14 protein-coding genes are annotated in these 15,599 nt (G+C 30.9%); all 14 read right to left on the bottom strand.

Annotated features, from left to right (window positions below):
* Genes gap through QML81_RS07865 form a run of 14 tightly spaced genes read right to left on the bottom strand, consistent with a single transcriptional unit; the run spans position 1 to position 15,521 of the window.
* A complete protein-coding gene (gene gap, locus QML81_RS07930; RefSeq protein ID WP_281950892.1) occupies positions 1-1,014 on the bottom strand; it encodes a type I glyceraldehyde-3-phosphate dehydrogenase in 1,014 nt (337 codons plus the stop codon).
* Between the two features lie 11 nt (positions 1,015-1,025).
* Entirely contained in the window at positions 1,026-2,972 is a 1,947-nt protein-coding gene (gene acs, locus QML81_RS07925) for an acetate--CoA ligase (RefSeq protein WP_281950891.1), read from the bottom strand.
* 12 nt (positions 2,973-2,984) lie between these two features.
* The gene (locus QML81_RS07920; RefSeq protein WP_281950890.1) at positions 2,985-3,812 is read right to left on the bottom strand and encodes a lipoyl synthase; all 828 of its coding nucleotides are present in this window, start codon (positions 3,810-3,812) and stop codon (positions 2,985-2,987) included.
* A complete protein-coding gene (lipB, locus tag QML81_RS07915; RefSeq protein ID WP_281950889.1) occupies positions 3,793-4,368 on the bottom strand; it encodes a lipoyl(octanoyl) transferase LipB in 576 nt (191 codons plus the stop codon). The genes QML81_RS07920 and lipB overlap by 20 nt, the downstream gene beginning before the upstream one ends.
* Positions 4,365-5,753: an MBL fold metallo-hydrolase RNA specificity domain-containing protein gene (locus QML81_RS07910; protein WP_281950888.1), complete on the bottom strand. Its 1,389-nt coding sequence runs from the start codon at positions 5,751-5,753 to the stop codon at positions 4,365-4,367. Before QML81_RS07910 ends, lipB begins: the two co-directional genes overlap by 4 nt.
* A gap of 9 nt (positions 5,754-5,762) precedes the next feature.
* Positions 5,763-6,452, bottom strand: a complete 690-nt coding sequence (locus tag QML81_RS07905) for a 2,3-bisphosphoglycerate-dependent phosphoglycerate mutase (protein ID WP_281950887.1) — start codon at positions 6,450-6,452, stop codon at positions 5,763-5,765.
* The gene (ppsA, locus tag QML81_RS07900) at positions 6,449-8,845 is read right to left on the bottom strand and encodes a phosphoenolpyruvate synthase (protein ID WP_281950886.1); all 2,397 of its coding nucleotides are present in this window, start codon (positions 8,843-8,845) and stop codon (positions 6,449-6,451) included. Before ppsA ends, QML81_RS07905 begins: the two co-directional genes overlap by 4 nt.
* Positions 8,838-9,776: an LOG family protein gene (locus QML81_RS07895; protein ID WP_281950885.1), complete on the bottom strand. Its 939-nt coding sequence runs from the start codon at positions 9,774-9,776 to the stop codon at positions 8,838-8,840. Before QML81_RS07895 ends, ppsA begins: the two co-directional genes overlap by 8 nt.
* Positions 9,773-10,714, bottom strand: a complete 942-nt coding sequence (locus QML81_RS07890; protein WP_281950884.1) for an L-lactate dehydrogenase — start codon at positions 10,712-10,714, stop codon at positions 9,773-9,775. Before QML81_RS07890 ends, QML81_RS07895 begins: the two co-directional genes overlap by 4 nt.
* A gap of 9 nt (positions 10,715-10,723) precedes the next feature.
* Complete coding sequence (locus QML81_RS07885; protein WP_281950883.1) at positions 10,724-12,043, bottom strand: dihydrolipoyl dehydrogenase family protein; 1,320 nt, start codon at positions 12,041-12,043, stop codon at positions 10,724-10,726.
* Complete coding sequence (locus tag QML81_RS07880) at positions 12,036-13,262, bottom strand: 2-oxo acid dehydrogenase subunit E2 (RefSeq protein WP_281950882.1); 1,227 nt, start codon at positions 13,260-13,262, stop codon at positions 12,036-12,038. The genes QML81_RS07885 and QML81_RS07880 overlap by 8 nt, the downstream gene beginning before the upstream one ends.
* The gene (locus QML81_RS07875; protein WP_281950881.1) at positions 13,252-14,229 is read right to left on the bottom strand and encodes an alpha-ketoacid dehydrogenase subunit beta; all 978 of its coding nucleotides are present in this window, start codon (positions 14,227-14,229) and stop codon (positions 13,252-13,254) included. Before QML81_RS07875 ends, QML81_RS07880 begins: the two co-directional genes overlap by 11 nt.
* Positions 14,216-15,187 carry a thiamine pyrophosphate-dependent dehydrogenase E1 component subunit alpha gene (locus tag QML81_RS07870; protein ID WP_281950880.1) on the bottom strand — a complete coding sequence of 324 codons (972 nt, stop codon included), beginning with the start codon at positions 15,185-15,187 and terminating at the stop codon, positions 14,216-14,218. The genes QML81_RS07875 and QML81_RS07870 overlap by 14 nt, the downstream gene beginning before the upstream one ends.
* Positions 15,180-15,521, bottom strand: coding sequence for a carboxymuconolactone decarboxylase family protein (locus QML81_RS07865; protein WP_281950879.1), 342 nt, complete (start codon positions 15,519-15,521; stop codon positions 15,180-15,182). Before QML81_RS07865 ends, QML81_RS07870 begins: the two co-directional genes overlap by 8 nt.
* Between the last annotated feature and the right edge of the window lie 78 nt (positions 15,522-15,599).

Genomic DNA, 15,599 nt, shown 5'->3' with positions numbered 1-15,599 from the left:
TTACATCTTTGAAGCAACCATATCAGCAAGTTCTAAAAGTCTGCCTGCATATCCAAACTCATTATCATACCAAGCTAAAACTTTTACCAATTTTCCGCCAATTACTTGAGTAGATAAACCATCAATAATAGAAGAGTGAGGATTTCCAAGAATATCAGAAGAGACAACCTCTTTATAAGTTATCTCTAAAATACCTTTTAATTCACTGTTCATAGCATTTTCAAAAGCTTTATTAACTTCTTCTTCAGTTGCCTCTTTTTTAATATTTGCAACTATTTCTGTTACTGCACCATCAGGAACAGGAACTCTTAGAGCCATTGCATTCATTTTGCCTTTAAGTTCAGGTAAAACCTCTGTAGTAGCTTTGGCAGCTCCTGTTGTTGTTGGTATAATATTTACTGCAGCTGCACGACCACGTCTATGTTTACCTGGTTTTTTTCTATCTATAGTAACTTGGCTTGAAGTATATGCGTGAACTGTTGTAACTGATGCAAATTCTACTCCAAAATTTTCCTCCAATACTTTCATAGCAGGAGCTAAAGAGTTTGTTGTACAGCTTGCATTAGAGATGATATTATGTTTATTTGGATCATACCAGCTATCATTTACTCCCATTACTACAGTTAAATCAACATCTTTTCCAGGAGCAGATATTAAAACTTTTTTTGCTCCAGCTTCTATATGTTTTGCAGCATCAGGTCCCTTTGTAAATTTACCAGTACATTCTAAAACTATATCTATGCCTTTTTCAGCCCAAGGAAGTTTTAAAGGATCTCTTTCATCAACAATCTCTATTTTTTGATCTCCAACTGTTAAAGAGTTTTCATCATAGCTAATCTTAGTAGGAAATTTTCCATGAACTGAGTCAAACTCAAGCATATATGCTAAATCTTCAGGAGTCCCACTGCCACCATTTGCTATAACTATCTCAACATTTTTTGGCCTATTTGTAATATAGTGCCAAAGAACCATTTTTCCAATTCTACCAAGACCATTAATCGCAACTTTTTTCATTTATGCTCCTATTATATCGGTTTTGCTTCTTTTAATTTCTCAACAATTTCAGGATTTTCAAGAGTCGAGATATCCTGTTTTATCTCTTCGCCTGCAGCTATTGCTCTTAAAATCCTTCTCATAATTTTACCACTTCTTGTTTTAGGTAAAGCTTCAGTTAAAACAATCCAATCAGGTTTTGCAATAGGTCCAATTTCATTAGTTACTACTTCATTAATGCTATTTTTAAACTCTTCTAAATTTTCTGGCCACTCTCTTGGCACTATAAAAGCAAAAATCCCTTCACCTTTTATTTCATGGTGTTTTCCAACTACTGCTGATTCAGCAACATTTGGATGTTTATTTATTGCTGATTCTATCTCCATAGTCCCAAGTCTATGTCCACTAACATTTATTACATCATCTGCTCTTCCCATTATCCAAATATATCCATCTTCATCAACTCTTGCATCATCACCTGTTAAATATATATTTCCTTTGAAACTAAAATATGTCTTTTTATACCTTTGTGGATTTCCCCATACATCTCTTATCATACTTGGCCAAGGTTTTGTAATACATAAAAATCCACCCTCATTTACACCCGCTTTACTTCCATCTTCTAAGAAAACTTCAGCAAAAATTCCAGGAAGAGGTTTTGTTGCTGAGCCTGGTTTCATTGGAGTAGCTCCTGGAAGAGGACTTATCATGTGGCCACCAGTTTCAGTTTGCCACCATGTATCAACGATTGAACATTTTTTATTTCCAACATTTTCATAATACCAAAGCCAAGACTCTGGATCTATTGGCTCACCAACAGTACCTAATATTCTAAGTGAACTTAAATCATATTTTTTTGGCTCATCTGGAGCAACTTTTTTTAAGATTCTAATAGCGGTAGGTGCAGTGTAAAATTTTGTAACTTTATATTTTTCTACCATTTTCCACCATCTACCAGCATCTGGATAAACTGGAACACCTTCATACATAATAGATGTAGTTCCAACAGCCAATGGACCATATACTATATAAGTGTGTCCAGTTATCCAGCCAATATCAGCAGTACACCAAAACATATCATCATCTTTAATATCAAATACCCACTCCATTGTTAAAATTGCCCAAAGTAGATATCCTCCAACTGCATGTTGTACACCTTTTGGTTTTCCTGTACTACCTGAAGTGTATAAAATAAATGCGATATCTTCACTATCAAGTATCACAGGCTCACACTCTTTTTCCATCTCTTTTAGTTCACTATTTATAACTACATCTCTATTATCTATTAATTCAAATTTTTGAATACCTCTATCATAAATCAAAACTTTTTCTACACTATCAAGTGGTTCTTTTAGAGCTTCATCAACAACAGATTTGATATTGTGAACTTTTCCTTTTCTATATCCTCCATCACAAGTAATTACAAGCTTTGCATTTGCATCTTCTATCCTATCTCTTAAAGCATTTGCTGAAAATCCTGCAAATACAACTGAATGAATAGCTCCAATTCTTGCACAAGCAAGCATAGCAATAGCAAGTTCAGGTATCATTGACATATATAAAACAACTCTATCTCCTTTTTTGACTCCATATGCTTTTAAAAGATTTGCAAATTGATTTACTCTTTCATATAACTCACCATATGTAATCTCTTCAACATTTCCCATCTCATCTTCAAACAAAATTGCGACTTTATCTTTTTTTTGAGGTAAATGTCTATCTATGCAGTGTTGAGTTATATTTAATTTTCCATCAACAAACCATTTATAATGAGGAGCTTTGCTATCATCTAAAACTTTTTTATAAGGCTTTATCCAATCTATTTTCTCTTTTGCAAAATGATCCCAAAATCCTTCAAAATCATTTTTTGCCCATTCAACTAACTTTTCATATTCATCCATACTTTTTATTCTTGCCTCTTTTGAAAGTTCTGGATTTGGATAAAAAACTCTTTTTTCCTTTAATACTGACTCAATCATATTTTTCTCCTTTTACATTTTATCTGCATAATAACTGCTTCTAACTAATATACCACTTTGAACTGAATCAAATCCGATATCTAAGGCAATTTCTTTTAATTCATCAAACTCTTTTTTATTATAATATTTAATTACTAAATGGTGCTTAAAAGAAGGGGATAGATATTGTCCTATACTTATTTGTTTTACTCCACAATTGAATAAATCATAAAAAGTTTTTATAAGTTCTTCTTTTTTTTCACCAAGTCCAACCATTATAGATGATTTAGTTAAAATACCGGTTTTTGCGTAATATTCCAAAACTTTCAAGCTTCTTTTATAACTACATCCTGGCATAATATTTTTATATAAAGATTCTACTGTTTCAATATTGTGAGATAATTTATAAGGATTTGAATTGATTATTTTATCCATTAGCTCTTTTTTTGCATGAAAATCTGGAGTTAAAAGCTCAATTTTTATATTTTTGTTGATTTTTTTTATCTCTTTAGTAACTTTTACATACTGACTTACTCCATAATCTGATAAATCATCTCTATCTACTGAAGTTATAACCACATATTTTAAACCAAGTTCATTTATAGCATTAGCAACTCTTTTTGGTTCACTACTATCAACAATATTAGGCTTTCCATGTTTAACGTTGCAAAATTTGCATTTTCTTGTACAAATATCTCCAAGAATTAAAAAAGTTGCACTATTTCTTGAAAAACATTCACTAATATTTGGACAAGCTGATTCTATACAGATTGTATTAACACTATATTTATCAATTATATTTTTTGTTTTATGAATAAGCTCATAAGATGGGGCTTTAACTTTAGGCTTTTGAAAATTCATATTTTATTATCTCAATCAACTCTTTTTTTACTTCTTCAAAAGTTATATGAATATTTTCTTTTCTAAAAGATGTTGCAACAACTCCTTCTAAATTACAGGGCTTTATTTTATTAAAATTTTCAAGATTTGAATTTATATGTATAGCTACTCCATGTTTTGAAATACCTTTTTTATATCTAAACCCAAGTGAAGCAATTTTTCTATTTTCTATATAAAAACCTGGTCTTTTATAATCATAAAATATATTTTTATCAACTTTTTCAAAAAATTTTTTAAATGATTTGACAACTTTTTTATAAAATAGAGCAGGGGAATTTATCTTAAATATAAAATAGACCATTAAAGTCCCCTCATCATGATATGTTATAGAACCTCCTCTATCAGTTTTTAAAACATCTACATCTATATCAATTTTATCACTTCCAACTGTATAAACTGGATAGTGCCTGCAAAAAAACAGTATATTTTCTCTATTTTTTTCAACATCATCTATATATTTATCCATCAAATTTAAAGCTTTTTTATATTCAATCAAATCTAAATCTACTATTTTCATATATAAATTTTCTCTTTTGGCTCAACAATATGAGCTCTTATTTTCATATAATTTTTAATCACCTCTTTAAATATTAACTGTTTATCCTCTTCACCATGAATTAAAAATATCTTTTTTAAATCTTGAATCTCTTCCATCCATTCTAACAACTCTCTTTGGTCTGCATGTGCAGAAAATCCATTTATTGTATAAATTTTTGCTCTAACAATAATATCTTCATCAAAAATTTTTACAAATTTTGCCCCATCTACTATCTCTCTTCCAAGAGTTCCTTTAGCTTGAAATCCAACAAAAATAACACTATTTCTTCTATTCCATAGCCTATGTTTAAAATGGTGAAGAATTCTTCCTCCATTACACATACCACTACCAGCTATAATAATATTACCAGACCATAAATCATTGATTTTTTTAGAGTCTTCAACTTTTGTAACAAGTCTTAACTGTGGAAAATTAAAAGGATTTCCAAAACTTTTGCAATGTTTTGAGAGAAGATTTTTATATTTTTTGTAAACTTTAGTAGTTTTTATAGCCATAGGACTATCTAAAAAAACTTTTACATCTCTTGATAGTTCTCTTCTTTCATCCATCTCTTTTAAGATACATAAAATCTGTTGTGTTCTCTCTATCGCAAAAGATGGAATTAATACATTTCCTCTATTTAGAAGAGTTTCAATTATGGCTTTTTTAAATTCTACTACACTATCTTCATAAGATTTATGAACTCTATCCCCATATGTTGATTCTATAAAAAGATTTTGAGCAGCATCTGGCTTTTTAGGAGGAGGGAGAACACCATTATTTCTGTTTCCTAAATCACCGCTAAATATAACACTATTTTTTGTATGAAATTCTGGATATGAAATTTCAATAAAAGCTGAACCAATTATGTGTCCTGCATCTTTAAAAACAGCATTGATTTTCTTTGATAGTTTTATTTTCTGATTATATTTAACTTTTATTTTTTTAAGTTTGTATATTTTTTTTACATCTTCATCTGTATAAAGAGGTTTTCTTACCTCTTTTTCTTTTCCTTTTCTTTGAGCTTTTCTATATCTTGTCTCATACTCTTCTTTCATAAGCTTTGCACTATCTAAAAGAACTATTTTCATAATATCAAATGTAGCAGGTGTTGCTACAATAGTACCTTTAAATCCCTGTTTTACAAGCAGAGGAACTCTTCCAACATGGTCTAAATGGCCATGAGTTAATAAAAGATAATCAATCTCTTTTGGATTAAAACCAAAAGGCTCAAAATTTCTATCTTCTTCTAAGCCTTGAAACATACCACAATCAACTAAAATTTTTAAACCATTTTCAAATTCTATCAAATGACAGGAGCCAGTTACTGTTTTAGCAGCTCCATGAGAGGTTACAGTTACCATTGTAAGCCTTTAATGTTTATAAATTTTTTTGTTTTTAATATTTAATTCTTGATCCATTTCATAAACTATAGGTGTTCCTGTAGGAATCTCTATCTTATTTACATCTTTGGGGGATACTTTTTCTAAAAACATAATCAAAGCTCTTAGAGAATTTCCATGAGCTGCTATTAAAACTGTATCATAAACAATCATCGATGGAAAAATCTCTTCAAAGAAATACTCAACAACTCTTTCTCTTGTATCTTTTAGTGATTCACTTTTTGGCATTTCAATATTTTCAAATTTTTTATCAACAGGGAGTCTTTTTTCAAAATCTTCATCTGTAGGTTCAATTGGTGGAGGAGGGGTATCATAACCTCGTCTAACTGCCATAAAAAGCTCCTCACCATATTCAGCTTTTACTTCGTCTTTATTTTTACCTTGCCAATTTCCATAATGTCTCTCATTTAGTTTCCAACTTCTAATAACATCAATATGCTCCCAATTTAGAGTATTTAAAGCAATTTGTGCAGTATGGATTGCTCTTTTTAAAAAAGAAGTAAAGCAGATATTTGGATAAAGATTTGCCTCTTTTAAAAGCTCTCCAGCTTTTTTAGCTTCCTCTTTTCCTTTCTCACTTAATTCAACATCTATCCAGCCAGTGAAAAGATTTTTAGCATTCCAGATACTTTGTCCGTGTCTAAGAAGTATTAGTTTCATTTCTCCTCCATTTTTGAAATATCTTTGATTATTTTTAATACACTATCTGGATTTAGACTCATACTTTCTATTCCTATTTTAACCAAAAACTCGGCAAATTCTGGATAATCAGATGGGGCTTGACCACAAAGTCCAGAATATTTATTATTTTTTTTTGCACCTTCAACAGCCATTTTTACCATTTTTTTAACACCTTCATCTCTTTCATCATAATCAAATGAAACAATTTCGCTATCCCTATCAACTCCTAGAGTTAATTGGGTCAAATCATTTGTTCCTATACTTATTCCATCATATATTTTTAAAAATTCATCTATCAAAATAACATTATTTGGTATTTCACACATCATATATATTTTTACATTTTCAAGCCCATTTTCTATCATTGCCGCTTTTACTCTTTTTGCCTCTTCAACTCTTCTACAAAATGGAATCATTAAAACTATATTATCAAATCCCATCTCAAAAATAGCTCTTTTCATCGCTTGACATTCAAGAGCAAATCCATCTGCGTAATTTGGATGTGTATATCTTGCTGCTCCTCTAAATCCAATCATAGGATTATCTTCAATTGGTTCAAAGTGTCTTCCTCCAAGAAGATTTGCATACTCATTTGATTTAAAATCGCTCATTCTAACAATACATTTTTTAGGATAAACACTACTTGCTATAGTAGCAACACCTTCGCTTAATGTTTTTATAAAAAAATCTTTTGCATCACCCTCATAAGCAAAAGCAAGTTCATCAATTAATGCTCTTTCTGTTTCACTTAGTAGTTCTGGATGTCTTATAGCCATAGGATGAGCTTTAATATAGTTATTTATGATAAATTCCATTCTTGCTAAACCTATACCATCAACAGGAAGTTTTGCTAATGAAAAGGCGATATCTGGATTTCCAAGATTCATCATTATTTTTGTTTTTGGGCGGGGAAGTTTTGAGATATCAACTTTTTCTATCTCATATTTAAGTATTCCATCATAAATCTTTCCTATTTCACCTTCAGCACAGCTAACAGTAACTCCTTGATTATCATGAAGTATCTTTGTAGCATTTTTTGCTCCAACAACTGCTGGTTTTCCAAGCTCTCTGCTAACTATTGCAGCATGACAGGTTCTACCGCCAGTTTCAGTTATAATAGCACTTGCTTTTTTCATAACAGGTTCCCAGTCTGGACTGGTTGTCGGAGCAACTAAAATATCACCATCTTTAAATTTGTCAGCTTCAGCCATTGAAAACATTATCTTTACTTTTCCAGCTCCAATCTTTTCTCCAACAGCATTACCTGTTAAAATCACTTTGCCTTTCTCTTTTAGTCTATATATCTCAAACTGGGTTGATTTTTCTTGTGAATGAACAGTTTCAGGTCTTGCCTGAACCATATATAAATTACCATCTATTCCATCTTTTGCCCATTCCATATCCATTGGAGTATATCTGTTATTAACTTTACTGTAATGCTCTTCAATTTTTATAGCCCAATCTGCAAGCTGTAAAATCTCTTTATCTGTTATAGAAAATTTCATTCTTTTTTCTATAGGGGTTTTTATATTTTTTGTAAATTGCTCAGCCAAATTTGCCTTTTCTAATTCTTCGCTAAAAACCATCATTTTATTTTTATCGCCTCTTTTTCTTTTTAATACTGCACGATAACCTTTTTTAAATGTTGGTTTATGAACATAAAAAGCATCTGGATCTATTGTTCCTTGAACGACGTTTTCTCCAAGCCCCCACGCTGCATTGATAAAGACAACATCTCTAAAACCTGTTTCTGTATCTATGCTAAACATAACCCCGCTACTGCCTTTATCACTTCTAACCATTTTCATAATTACAACTGATAGATAAACTTTTAAAGGATCAAATTTATGAGTATATTTATAACTAATACTTCTATCAGTAAAATTTGAAGCTAAACACATTTTATATGCCCAGATTAGATTATCTTCACCTTTAATATTTAGATATGTTTCATTTTGTCCTGCAAACGAGGCAGTAGGGGAATCTTCAGCAGTTGCAGAACTTCTAACAGCAAGGCTAATATCTTCACCATACTCTTTTTTTAGTTGCTTATATCCATTTAAAATCTCTTTTTTCAAATCATCTGGAACTTCACTTTTCATTATCAAATCTCTTGCACTTTTTCCAACAAATTTGAGTCTATCTATATCATCTGGATTAAAATTTTCAAAAAGTTTTTTAAGAGGTTCCCACAAATTGTTAAAATCCAAATAATGTTTATATGCTGTTGCAGTTACTGCAAAACCATTTGGCACATTTACACCAAGTGGTGCAAGATGAGAATACATTTCACCAAGACTTGCATTTTTGCCGCCAACCTCATCAACATCTTTTATGCTTATCTCTTTAAACCATTTAATATATCTACTCATTTCTTTCCTTTTCACTATTTTTAAAAAGAGGTCTTTTTTTCTTTTTGTGCCAATTTAAAATATATTCCCATGCATCTTTTGCATTCTCTTTAATTGTAAAAATTTCAATATCATAACAATCTATAACACCTTCATCTTTTAAAAAATCAAAATCAACTGCTTTTTGCCAATACTCTTTTCCAATTAAAACTATAGGAATAGCTTCTGTTTTTTGAGTCTGAACTAATGTTAGAGTCTCAAAAAGTTCATCAAAAGTACCAAAACCTCCTGGATAGATAACTAAAGCTTTGGCGCGATGCAGAAAATGAAGTTTTCTAATAGCAAAATAGTGAAATCTAAAACAAAGTTCAGGTGAGATATATGGATTTGGATACTGTTCATGCGGAAGGTCAATATTTAGACCAATAGATTTTGCTCCAACATCAAAAGAGCCTCTATTGGCTGCTTCCATTATTCCTGGGCCTCCACCTGTCATTATAACTACTCTACAATCCTCTGGTCCTTTACCACTTTTTCCAACAAGTCTTCCAAATTCTCTTGCATCATCATAATATTTACTTTTTTCAACCATTCTCTCAGCAACTAAGAGTTTATGCAAAAGAATTTTATCAGTTGGATTTTTTTCAACCTCTTTTTGAATCTCTTTTAATTTTTTTATAGCTGTTTTTTGCTCCATGATTCTGGCACTTCCAAACACTACTATAGTGTGTTCTATACCCATTTCTTTCATTTTAAGTTCAGCTTTTAAATAATCAAGCTGAAGTCTAACACCTCTTGTTTCATCTGATTGTAAAAAATCTACATCTTCTTCAGCTAATTTGTAGTTTGGACTATTCATAAGCTCTTTTATTAATGAATGAACTCTTGGTTCTTCTGATTTTAATTTTGGTCTTTGCCAAGGAAATCTTCTTTTAAATATCTTTTTTTTCATTCTGTTTCCTTTGCAATTTCTGCATAAATTTTGTCAAGTTTTTCTGCACTTTGTTTTAAAAGCTCAAATTCTAATTCACTACACTCCATTAAAAGTTTTTTTTCTATACCTTTTTCCCCTAATACACATGGGATAGATAAACAAACATCTTTTCTTATACATCCACATGATTTTTCAATAGGTACCGAAACTGTGAATATCTTTTTCTCATCTAATATAATTGATTTAATAATATTAGCAACACTTACTCCAATTGCTTGTTTTGTAAAACCCTTTTTTTCTATTATTTTATAAGCCCTTTTCTTAACTCTTAAAGCTATCTCTTTTTTGAAATTATCAAAATTTTTGATATTAAAATCTTCAAGTTTTAAGGGGCCAATATGCGTTGCAGACCAGAGTGGAAATTCACTATCTCCATGCTCGCCTATAATATATGCATGTATATTTTTTCTATTTATATCTATTTTTTCTCCTATTGCTTCTCTAAATCTTATACTGTCTAAAACTGTTCCACTACCAAAAATTAAATTTTTATCTCTTTTTGATATATTTATAGCTACTCTAGTTAAAATATCTACAGGATTTGTAACCATTATAATAATTGCTTTTTCATTTATTTCATCAAGATTTTCAACTATATTTTTAATAATTTTTAAATTTTCATTTAAAAGATCCATTCTGCTTTGTCCAGGCTTTTGTTTTATTCCTGCAGTTATAGCTATAATATTACAATCTTTTAAATCTTTTAAATCATCTGTAGCATGAAATTCTATATTATTTTCCAATAGTGGAATACAATCGCTTAAATCCCATATTTCGCCTAATGCTTTATCTATATGTCTATTAAATAGTGTAATTTTTTTACCTATTCCAAGATATGTTAATGCATCAGCGATTCCAACTCCTACATTTCCAGCTCCGATGATTCCTATATGCATAATTTTTCCTTATAATCTTCTAACTACTCTATCAATACTCTCACTAAATGTTGGATGAGCAAAAACAGTTTCTAAAAAGCTGTTTTTATCAAGCTCTGCATTTAGGGCTGTTGAAATAATTCCTATCAACTCTTGAGCATTTGGCATAAAAAGTTCAGCTCCAATTATAAAATCATTTTCATCTGCATAAAGAATAACAACTCCTTCAGTTGTATCTAATAGATGTGAAATAGCAAGAGCTTTTAGTGGAAAAAGTGACTCTTTATAATGTATACTATTTTTATCAAGATATGTCTTAGTTAATCCCACAGCAGCATATTGTAGGGGCAGGGTATAGATAAATTTTGGAATATTCATTAAATTTAATATTTTTTTATTTCCTGTTATATTTTCAACAACATTTAAAACTTGTGCTCTTGCAGCATGAGCAAGCATTAGTTTAGCATTACAATCTCCTATTGCAAAATGATTTTTCAAACTTGTTTCAAAAAAATCATCTGTAACAACTCCTTTTGACGTTTTAATAAGATCTGTTTTTATTACATCAATATTAGGAACTCTTCCTGTAGCAACAAGTAGTTTTTCAAAATCAAAAACACCCTCATTTGTGGTAACTCTTGCACTTTTTTCAAAATCACGTGCTTCTAAAATTGTTGTATTTGGCATAAGTTTTACACCAAGTTTTTTAAGATTTTCTTCTATTTTTTGAATAATTTGAGGATGAATTTTGTTTGATATATGCTCGTGTCTATATATTAATGTGACATCAACTCTATTTGCAGCAAAAAATGAGGCAAATTCAAGCCCAATTGCACCGCTTCCATAAATTGCAATATTTTTTGGAAAATTTTTTAATTTTAAAATCTCATCACTTGTTACAATGCTTTCTTTATTATATTCAATTCCATCTGGAATAAAAGGGTGTGAGCCAGTACCTATTACTATATATTTTGCCTCATATATATCTTTATCTATTTGAACTTGTTTTTTATCTATTAAATATCCCTCTCCCTCTATTAATTCCACTCCAGTAGAACTACACTGAATTTTTATAGATTTTGTAGATTTTCTTAAAACTTCATCTATATGTTTTTGAGCAATTTCAAGTTTTATTTTGTCATTTTTTATTCTAAAAGCCTCATTTTTTAGCTCACAATTAATATCTGCAAGATGCAAAAGATATTTTGAAGGTATACATCCTTCATGCAGACATGTTCCACCAAGATGAAAAAGATCTTTTTCAATCAATGCAACTTTTAAACCTTTTTTTGCTGCAACAACTGCTCCGGCATAATTTAATCCACCACCAATAAAAATAATATCATACATCTTTTTTAAACTCCTCTTTTAAATCATTGACAAACTTCGCAGCCTCTATACCATTTAATATTCTATGATCAAATGTAAAAGTTACATCTATTTTGTTATTTTTTAATGCTCCAAATGCCGCAATTGCTGAGTCATTTTGATAAATCATAGCACTAAATCTTTCAATTCCAAACATTCCAAGATTACTAATGCCAAAAGTTGAACCAACAAGTTCATCAGCACTATATTCTCTTTTTTTAATTCCTCTTACCCAACTATCAATCTCCTCTAAACTCTTTTCCTCAACATTTTTACATACAACCATATATAATTCACTATTTTTTGCTACAGCAACACTAATATTTGAATGTGGGTAGATTTTGTAAGTATCATTTTCTATAATAGCTCTTGTTTTTGGATGCTTTTGCATAACATCACCAATCTTTTTTAAAATAATTGTAGTTAACTTTAATCCCTCATATTTTTTAATATCAAATGTCTCATAAATAAAATATACAGGTTTTTTTGCAGATTCTTCTACACTCTTTTTAACGGCTTTTTCATTTTTAGATAGATAAATTATTTTTGGAATATTATTTTTTAATATGTATTCTTCAATTTCATCTGAATCTATTTTATGATTTAACTCAAAATTTTCTATATTCAAATGATACTCTTTTAAAAGTTTTAAAGCTTTTGGAGTGAAATATCTTTTTAAAACTTCCTCTTGAATATCTTTTAAATGGGCTGGAGTTGGTAGTATTTTTTCTTTTTGAAGTTTTAAAATATCAATATTTTCTTTTTGCGCCAATATTTTAGCTGCAGGTGATGCGCTTCCCTTTGGAAGAGGCTCTTTTTTTGGTTTTTCTAATATCTCTTCTATAACTGGAGGAATCTCCTCTTTTTTCTTCTCTTTCTTTCCTTCTACCTTCAGCCTTCTACCTTCTTCCTCTTCCTCTTTTTTTTCCTCAACCTTCTCCCTTCTACCTTCTACCTCTTCAATACCTGTCTCGATAATGGCAATTGGATTTTTTACAGGGATTTCATCTCCCTCTTTTGCTAAAAGTTTTTTAACTACTCCATTTTTAAATGTTTGAACCTCCATAATAGCTTTATCACTTTCAACATCAGCTATAACATCACCTTTTTTTACAAAATCTCCCTCTTTTACATGCCATTTTATAAGTTTTCCCTTATCCATAGTATCTGAAAGTATTGGCATTTTTATCTCATAATCCATTTTCTCTTCCCCAATCTTTTATTTTTGAGATAATTTTTTCTGGAGTTGGAATAGAAGCAAGTTCTAATCTTCTGTTATATGGAACCGGAACATCCTCTCCTGCAATTCTAAGAGGCGGTGCATCAAGCTCGTAAAACATCTCTTCTGAGATTTTTGAAATAACTTCAGCTCCATATCCCCCAGTTTTATGATCCTCTTCAACCAAAACAACTCTTTTTGTCTTTTTTATTGAATTAAAAATAGTCTCAGTATCTAAAGGTCTAAGTGAATTTAGATCAATTACTTCAATACTAATTCCCAAATCTTTTTCTATTCTTGGGAGCGCTTCTAAAACATCATATCTCATTTTAAGATAGGTGAGAATTGTCAAATCTTTTCCCTCTTTTATAACCTCAGCCTTAAATGGATCAAAATCTTTTATCTCTTTAAAATCCATATCAATTGGATATAAAAGTTCATGCTCTAAAAAAATTACTGGATCATTTATAAAAATAGCCTTTTTCAAAGCATGATAAGCATACGTTGCATTACTTGCAGCTAATACTATAAGACCAGGAATACTTGAGTATAAAGTCTCATAACTTTCACTATGTTGAGCAGCAAGCTGTCTTGAAACTCCGCCTGGCATTCTAACAGTCAAAGGAATAGTCATTTTTCCACCACTCATATATCTAAATTTTGCTGCATGGTTGACAATTTGATCCATAGCAAGGAGGCTAAAATTTACTGTCATAATCTCAGCTATTGGTCTTAGACCAGCTATTGCCATACCTATTGCATTTCCAACAATGCTAAGTTCAGCTATTGGGGTATCAATTACTCTTTTTTCTCCATATTTTGCAAAAAGACCCTCACTTACCCTATAGCTTCCTCCATATCTTCCAACATCTTCGCCTAAAATCACAACACTCTCATCAGCTGCCATTGATTCATCAATAGCTCTATTTAACGCTTCACGGTACAACATTAGCACACTCCTTGCAATATACATCTTTATACAGCTCTTTAATTTCTGGCTCATCTGCATTTGTTGCAAAATCTACTGCATCTTTTATCTCTTTTTGGATCTTTTTATCAATCAATTCAAAAAACTCTTCATCTACTATGTTTAACTCTAAGGCTTTTTCTTTTAATTTTTTTATTGGATCACGAGATTTAAATATCTCCATCTCCTCTTCGCTTCTATATTTACCGCTATCACTCATAGAGTGTCCCTCATATCTATATGTTTCAGCCTCTATTAAATATGGTCCAAGACCATTTTCAATATGCTCTTTTGCTTTTAAAACTGCATCATAAACTTCAAAAACATCCATTCCATCAATTCTTATACTTGGCATATAATTTTTTGTTTTGTTATAAAGTTCTACAAATGGGCTTACCCAATTAATCCTTGTTCCAATAGCATAATAGTTATTTTCAATAAATAAAATCAAAGGCAGTTTCCAAGCACTTGCAATATTTACTGTCTCAAAAAATGCTCCCCCATTTGTTCCACCATCTCCAAATATTGCAAAAACTCCGGCATTTTCACCTTGAATCTTTCTTGCATAAGCACAACCTGCTGCAATTGGCAAATGGCCTCCCACAATTGCATCTCCACCATAAAAATTCAAACTTGGATCAAATAGATGCATTGAGCCGCCTTTTCCTTTACTAACTCCGCTTACTTTTCCAAAAAGCTCAGCCATAATTAGTTTAATATCCATTCCTCTTGCAATTGCCAAAACATGCTCACGATAATGGGTAAAAACATCACCTTTATCAAAAGCTACCATACTTCCAACACTGCAGGCTTCCTGTCCAATATCAAGATGCAAAAACCCTGCAATGTTTCCCTTCATATACTCCTCTTTGGCCGCAAGCTCAAATTCGCGGCCAAGCTTCATTAGATAATAAAATTTTTTCGCAAGCGCACTATTCATTGCCAAACTCCTCTAAAGCTTCTTCAACTGGAGTCATATACATTAAAGCTGGTCCTCCATGCATTAAAACAGCCTGCATTGCAGCTTCTAAAATCTCATCTTTAGTTGCTCCTGCATCTAAAGCACCTTTTACATGCAAAGCAATGCACCATTCACACTGAGCTGCAACAGCTAAACCAACATTCACAAGCTCTTTTTGTTTTGTTGTAAGAGCTCCCTCTTTCTCAACACTTGTCATAAAGGTTAGGAAATTTTTTATATTTTCAGGTTGCTGCTTTTGAAGTTTTCCAATCAATCTTTTAATTTGTTCTAATTTTTCACTCATTCTTCCCATTTTAGCCTCCTTTAGCTTTATTAATCAATTTTACATCTATTTAACTTAAATTAGTTATAATTTGAAAAAAATTTTAAA

The sequence above is a fragment of the Nitrosophilus kaiyonis genome, assembly GCF_027943725.1.
In the GTDB taxonomy this organism is placed as follows: domain Bacteria; phylum Campylobacterota; class Campylobacteria; order Campylobacterales; family Nitratiruptoraceae; genus Nitrosophilus_A; species Nitrosophilus_A kaiyonis.
Note: the sequence above shows the minus strand (reverse complement) of the source record. Positions and strands in the feature narration are given on the sequence as shown.

Coding starts and splice junctions, on each gene's coding strand:
- gap (WP_281950892.1), bottom strand. CDS start 1,014: ATGAAAAAAGTTGCGATTAATGGTCTTGGTAGAATTGGAAAAATGGTT.
- acs (WP_281950891.1), bottom strand. CDS start 2,972: ATGATTGAGTCAGTATTAAAGGAAAAAAGAGTTTTTTATCCAAATCCA.
- QML81_RS07920 (WP_281950890.1), bottom strand. CDS start 3,812: ATGAATTTTCAAAAGCCTAAAGTTAAAGCCCCATCTTATGAGCTTATT.
- lipB (WP_281950889.1), bottom strand. CDS start 4,368: ATGAAAATAGTAGATTTAGATTTGATTGAATATAAAAAAGCTTTAAAT.
- QML81_RS07910 (WP_281950888.1), bottom strand. CDS start 5,753: ATGGTAACTGTAACCTCTCATGGAGCTGCTAAAACAGTAACTGGCTCC.
- QML81_RS07905 (WP_281950887.1), bottom strand. CDS start 6,452: ATGAAACTAATACTTCTTAGACACGGACAAAGTATCTGGAATGCTAAA.
- ppsA (WP_281950886.1), bottom strand. CDS start 8,845: ATGAGTAGATATATTAAATGGTTTAAAGAGATAAGCATAAAAGATGTT.
- QML81_RS07895 (WP_281950885.1), bottom strand. CDS start 9,776: ATGAAAAAAAAGATATTTAAAAGAAGATTTCCTTGGCAAAGACCAAAA.
- QML81_RS07890 (WP_281950884.1), bottom strand. CDS start 10,714: ATGCATATAGGAATCATCGGAGCTGGAAATGTAGGAGTTGGAATCGCT.
- QML81_RS07885 (WP_281950883.1), bottom strand. CDS start 12,043: ATGTATGATATTATTTTTATTGGTGGTGGATTAAATTATGCCGGAGCA.
- QML81_RS07880 (WP_281950882.1), bottom strand. CDS start 13,262: ATGGATTATGAGATAAAAATGCCAATACTTTCAGATACTATGGATAAG.
- QML81_RS07875 (WP_281950881.1), bottom strand. CDS start 14,229: ATGTTGTACCGTGAAGCGTTAAATAGAGCTATTGATGAATCAATGGCA.
- QML81_RS07870 (WP_281950880.1), bottom strand. CDS start 15,187: ATGAATAGTGCGCTTGCGAAAAAATTTTATTATCTAATGAAGCTTGGC.
- QML81_RS07865 (WP_281950879.1), bottom strand. CDS start 15,521: ATGGGAAGAATGAGTGAAAAATTAGAACAAATTAAAAGATTGATTGGA.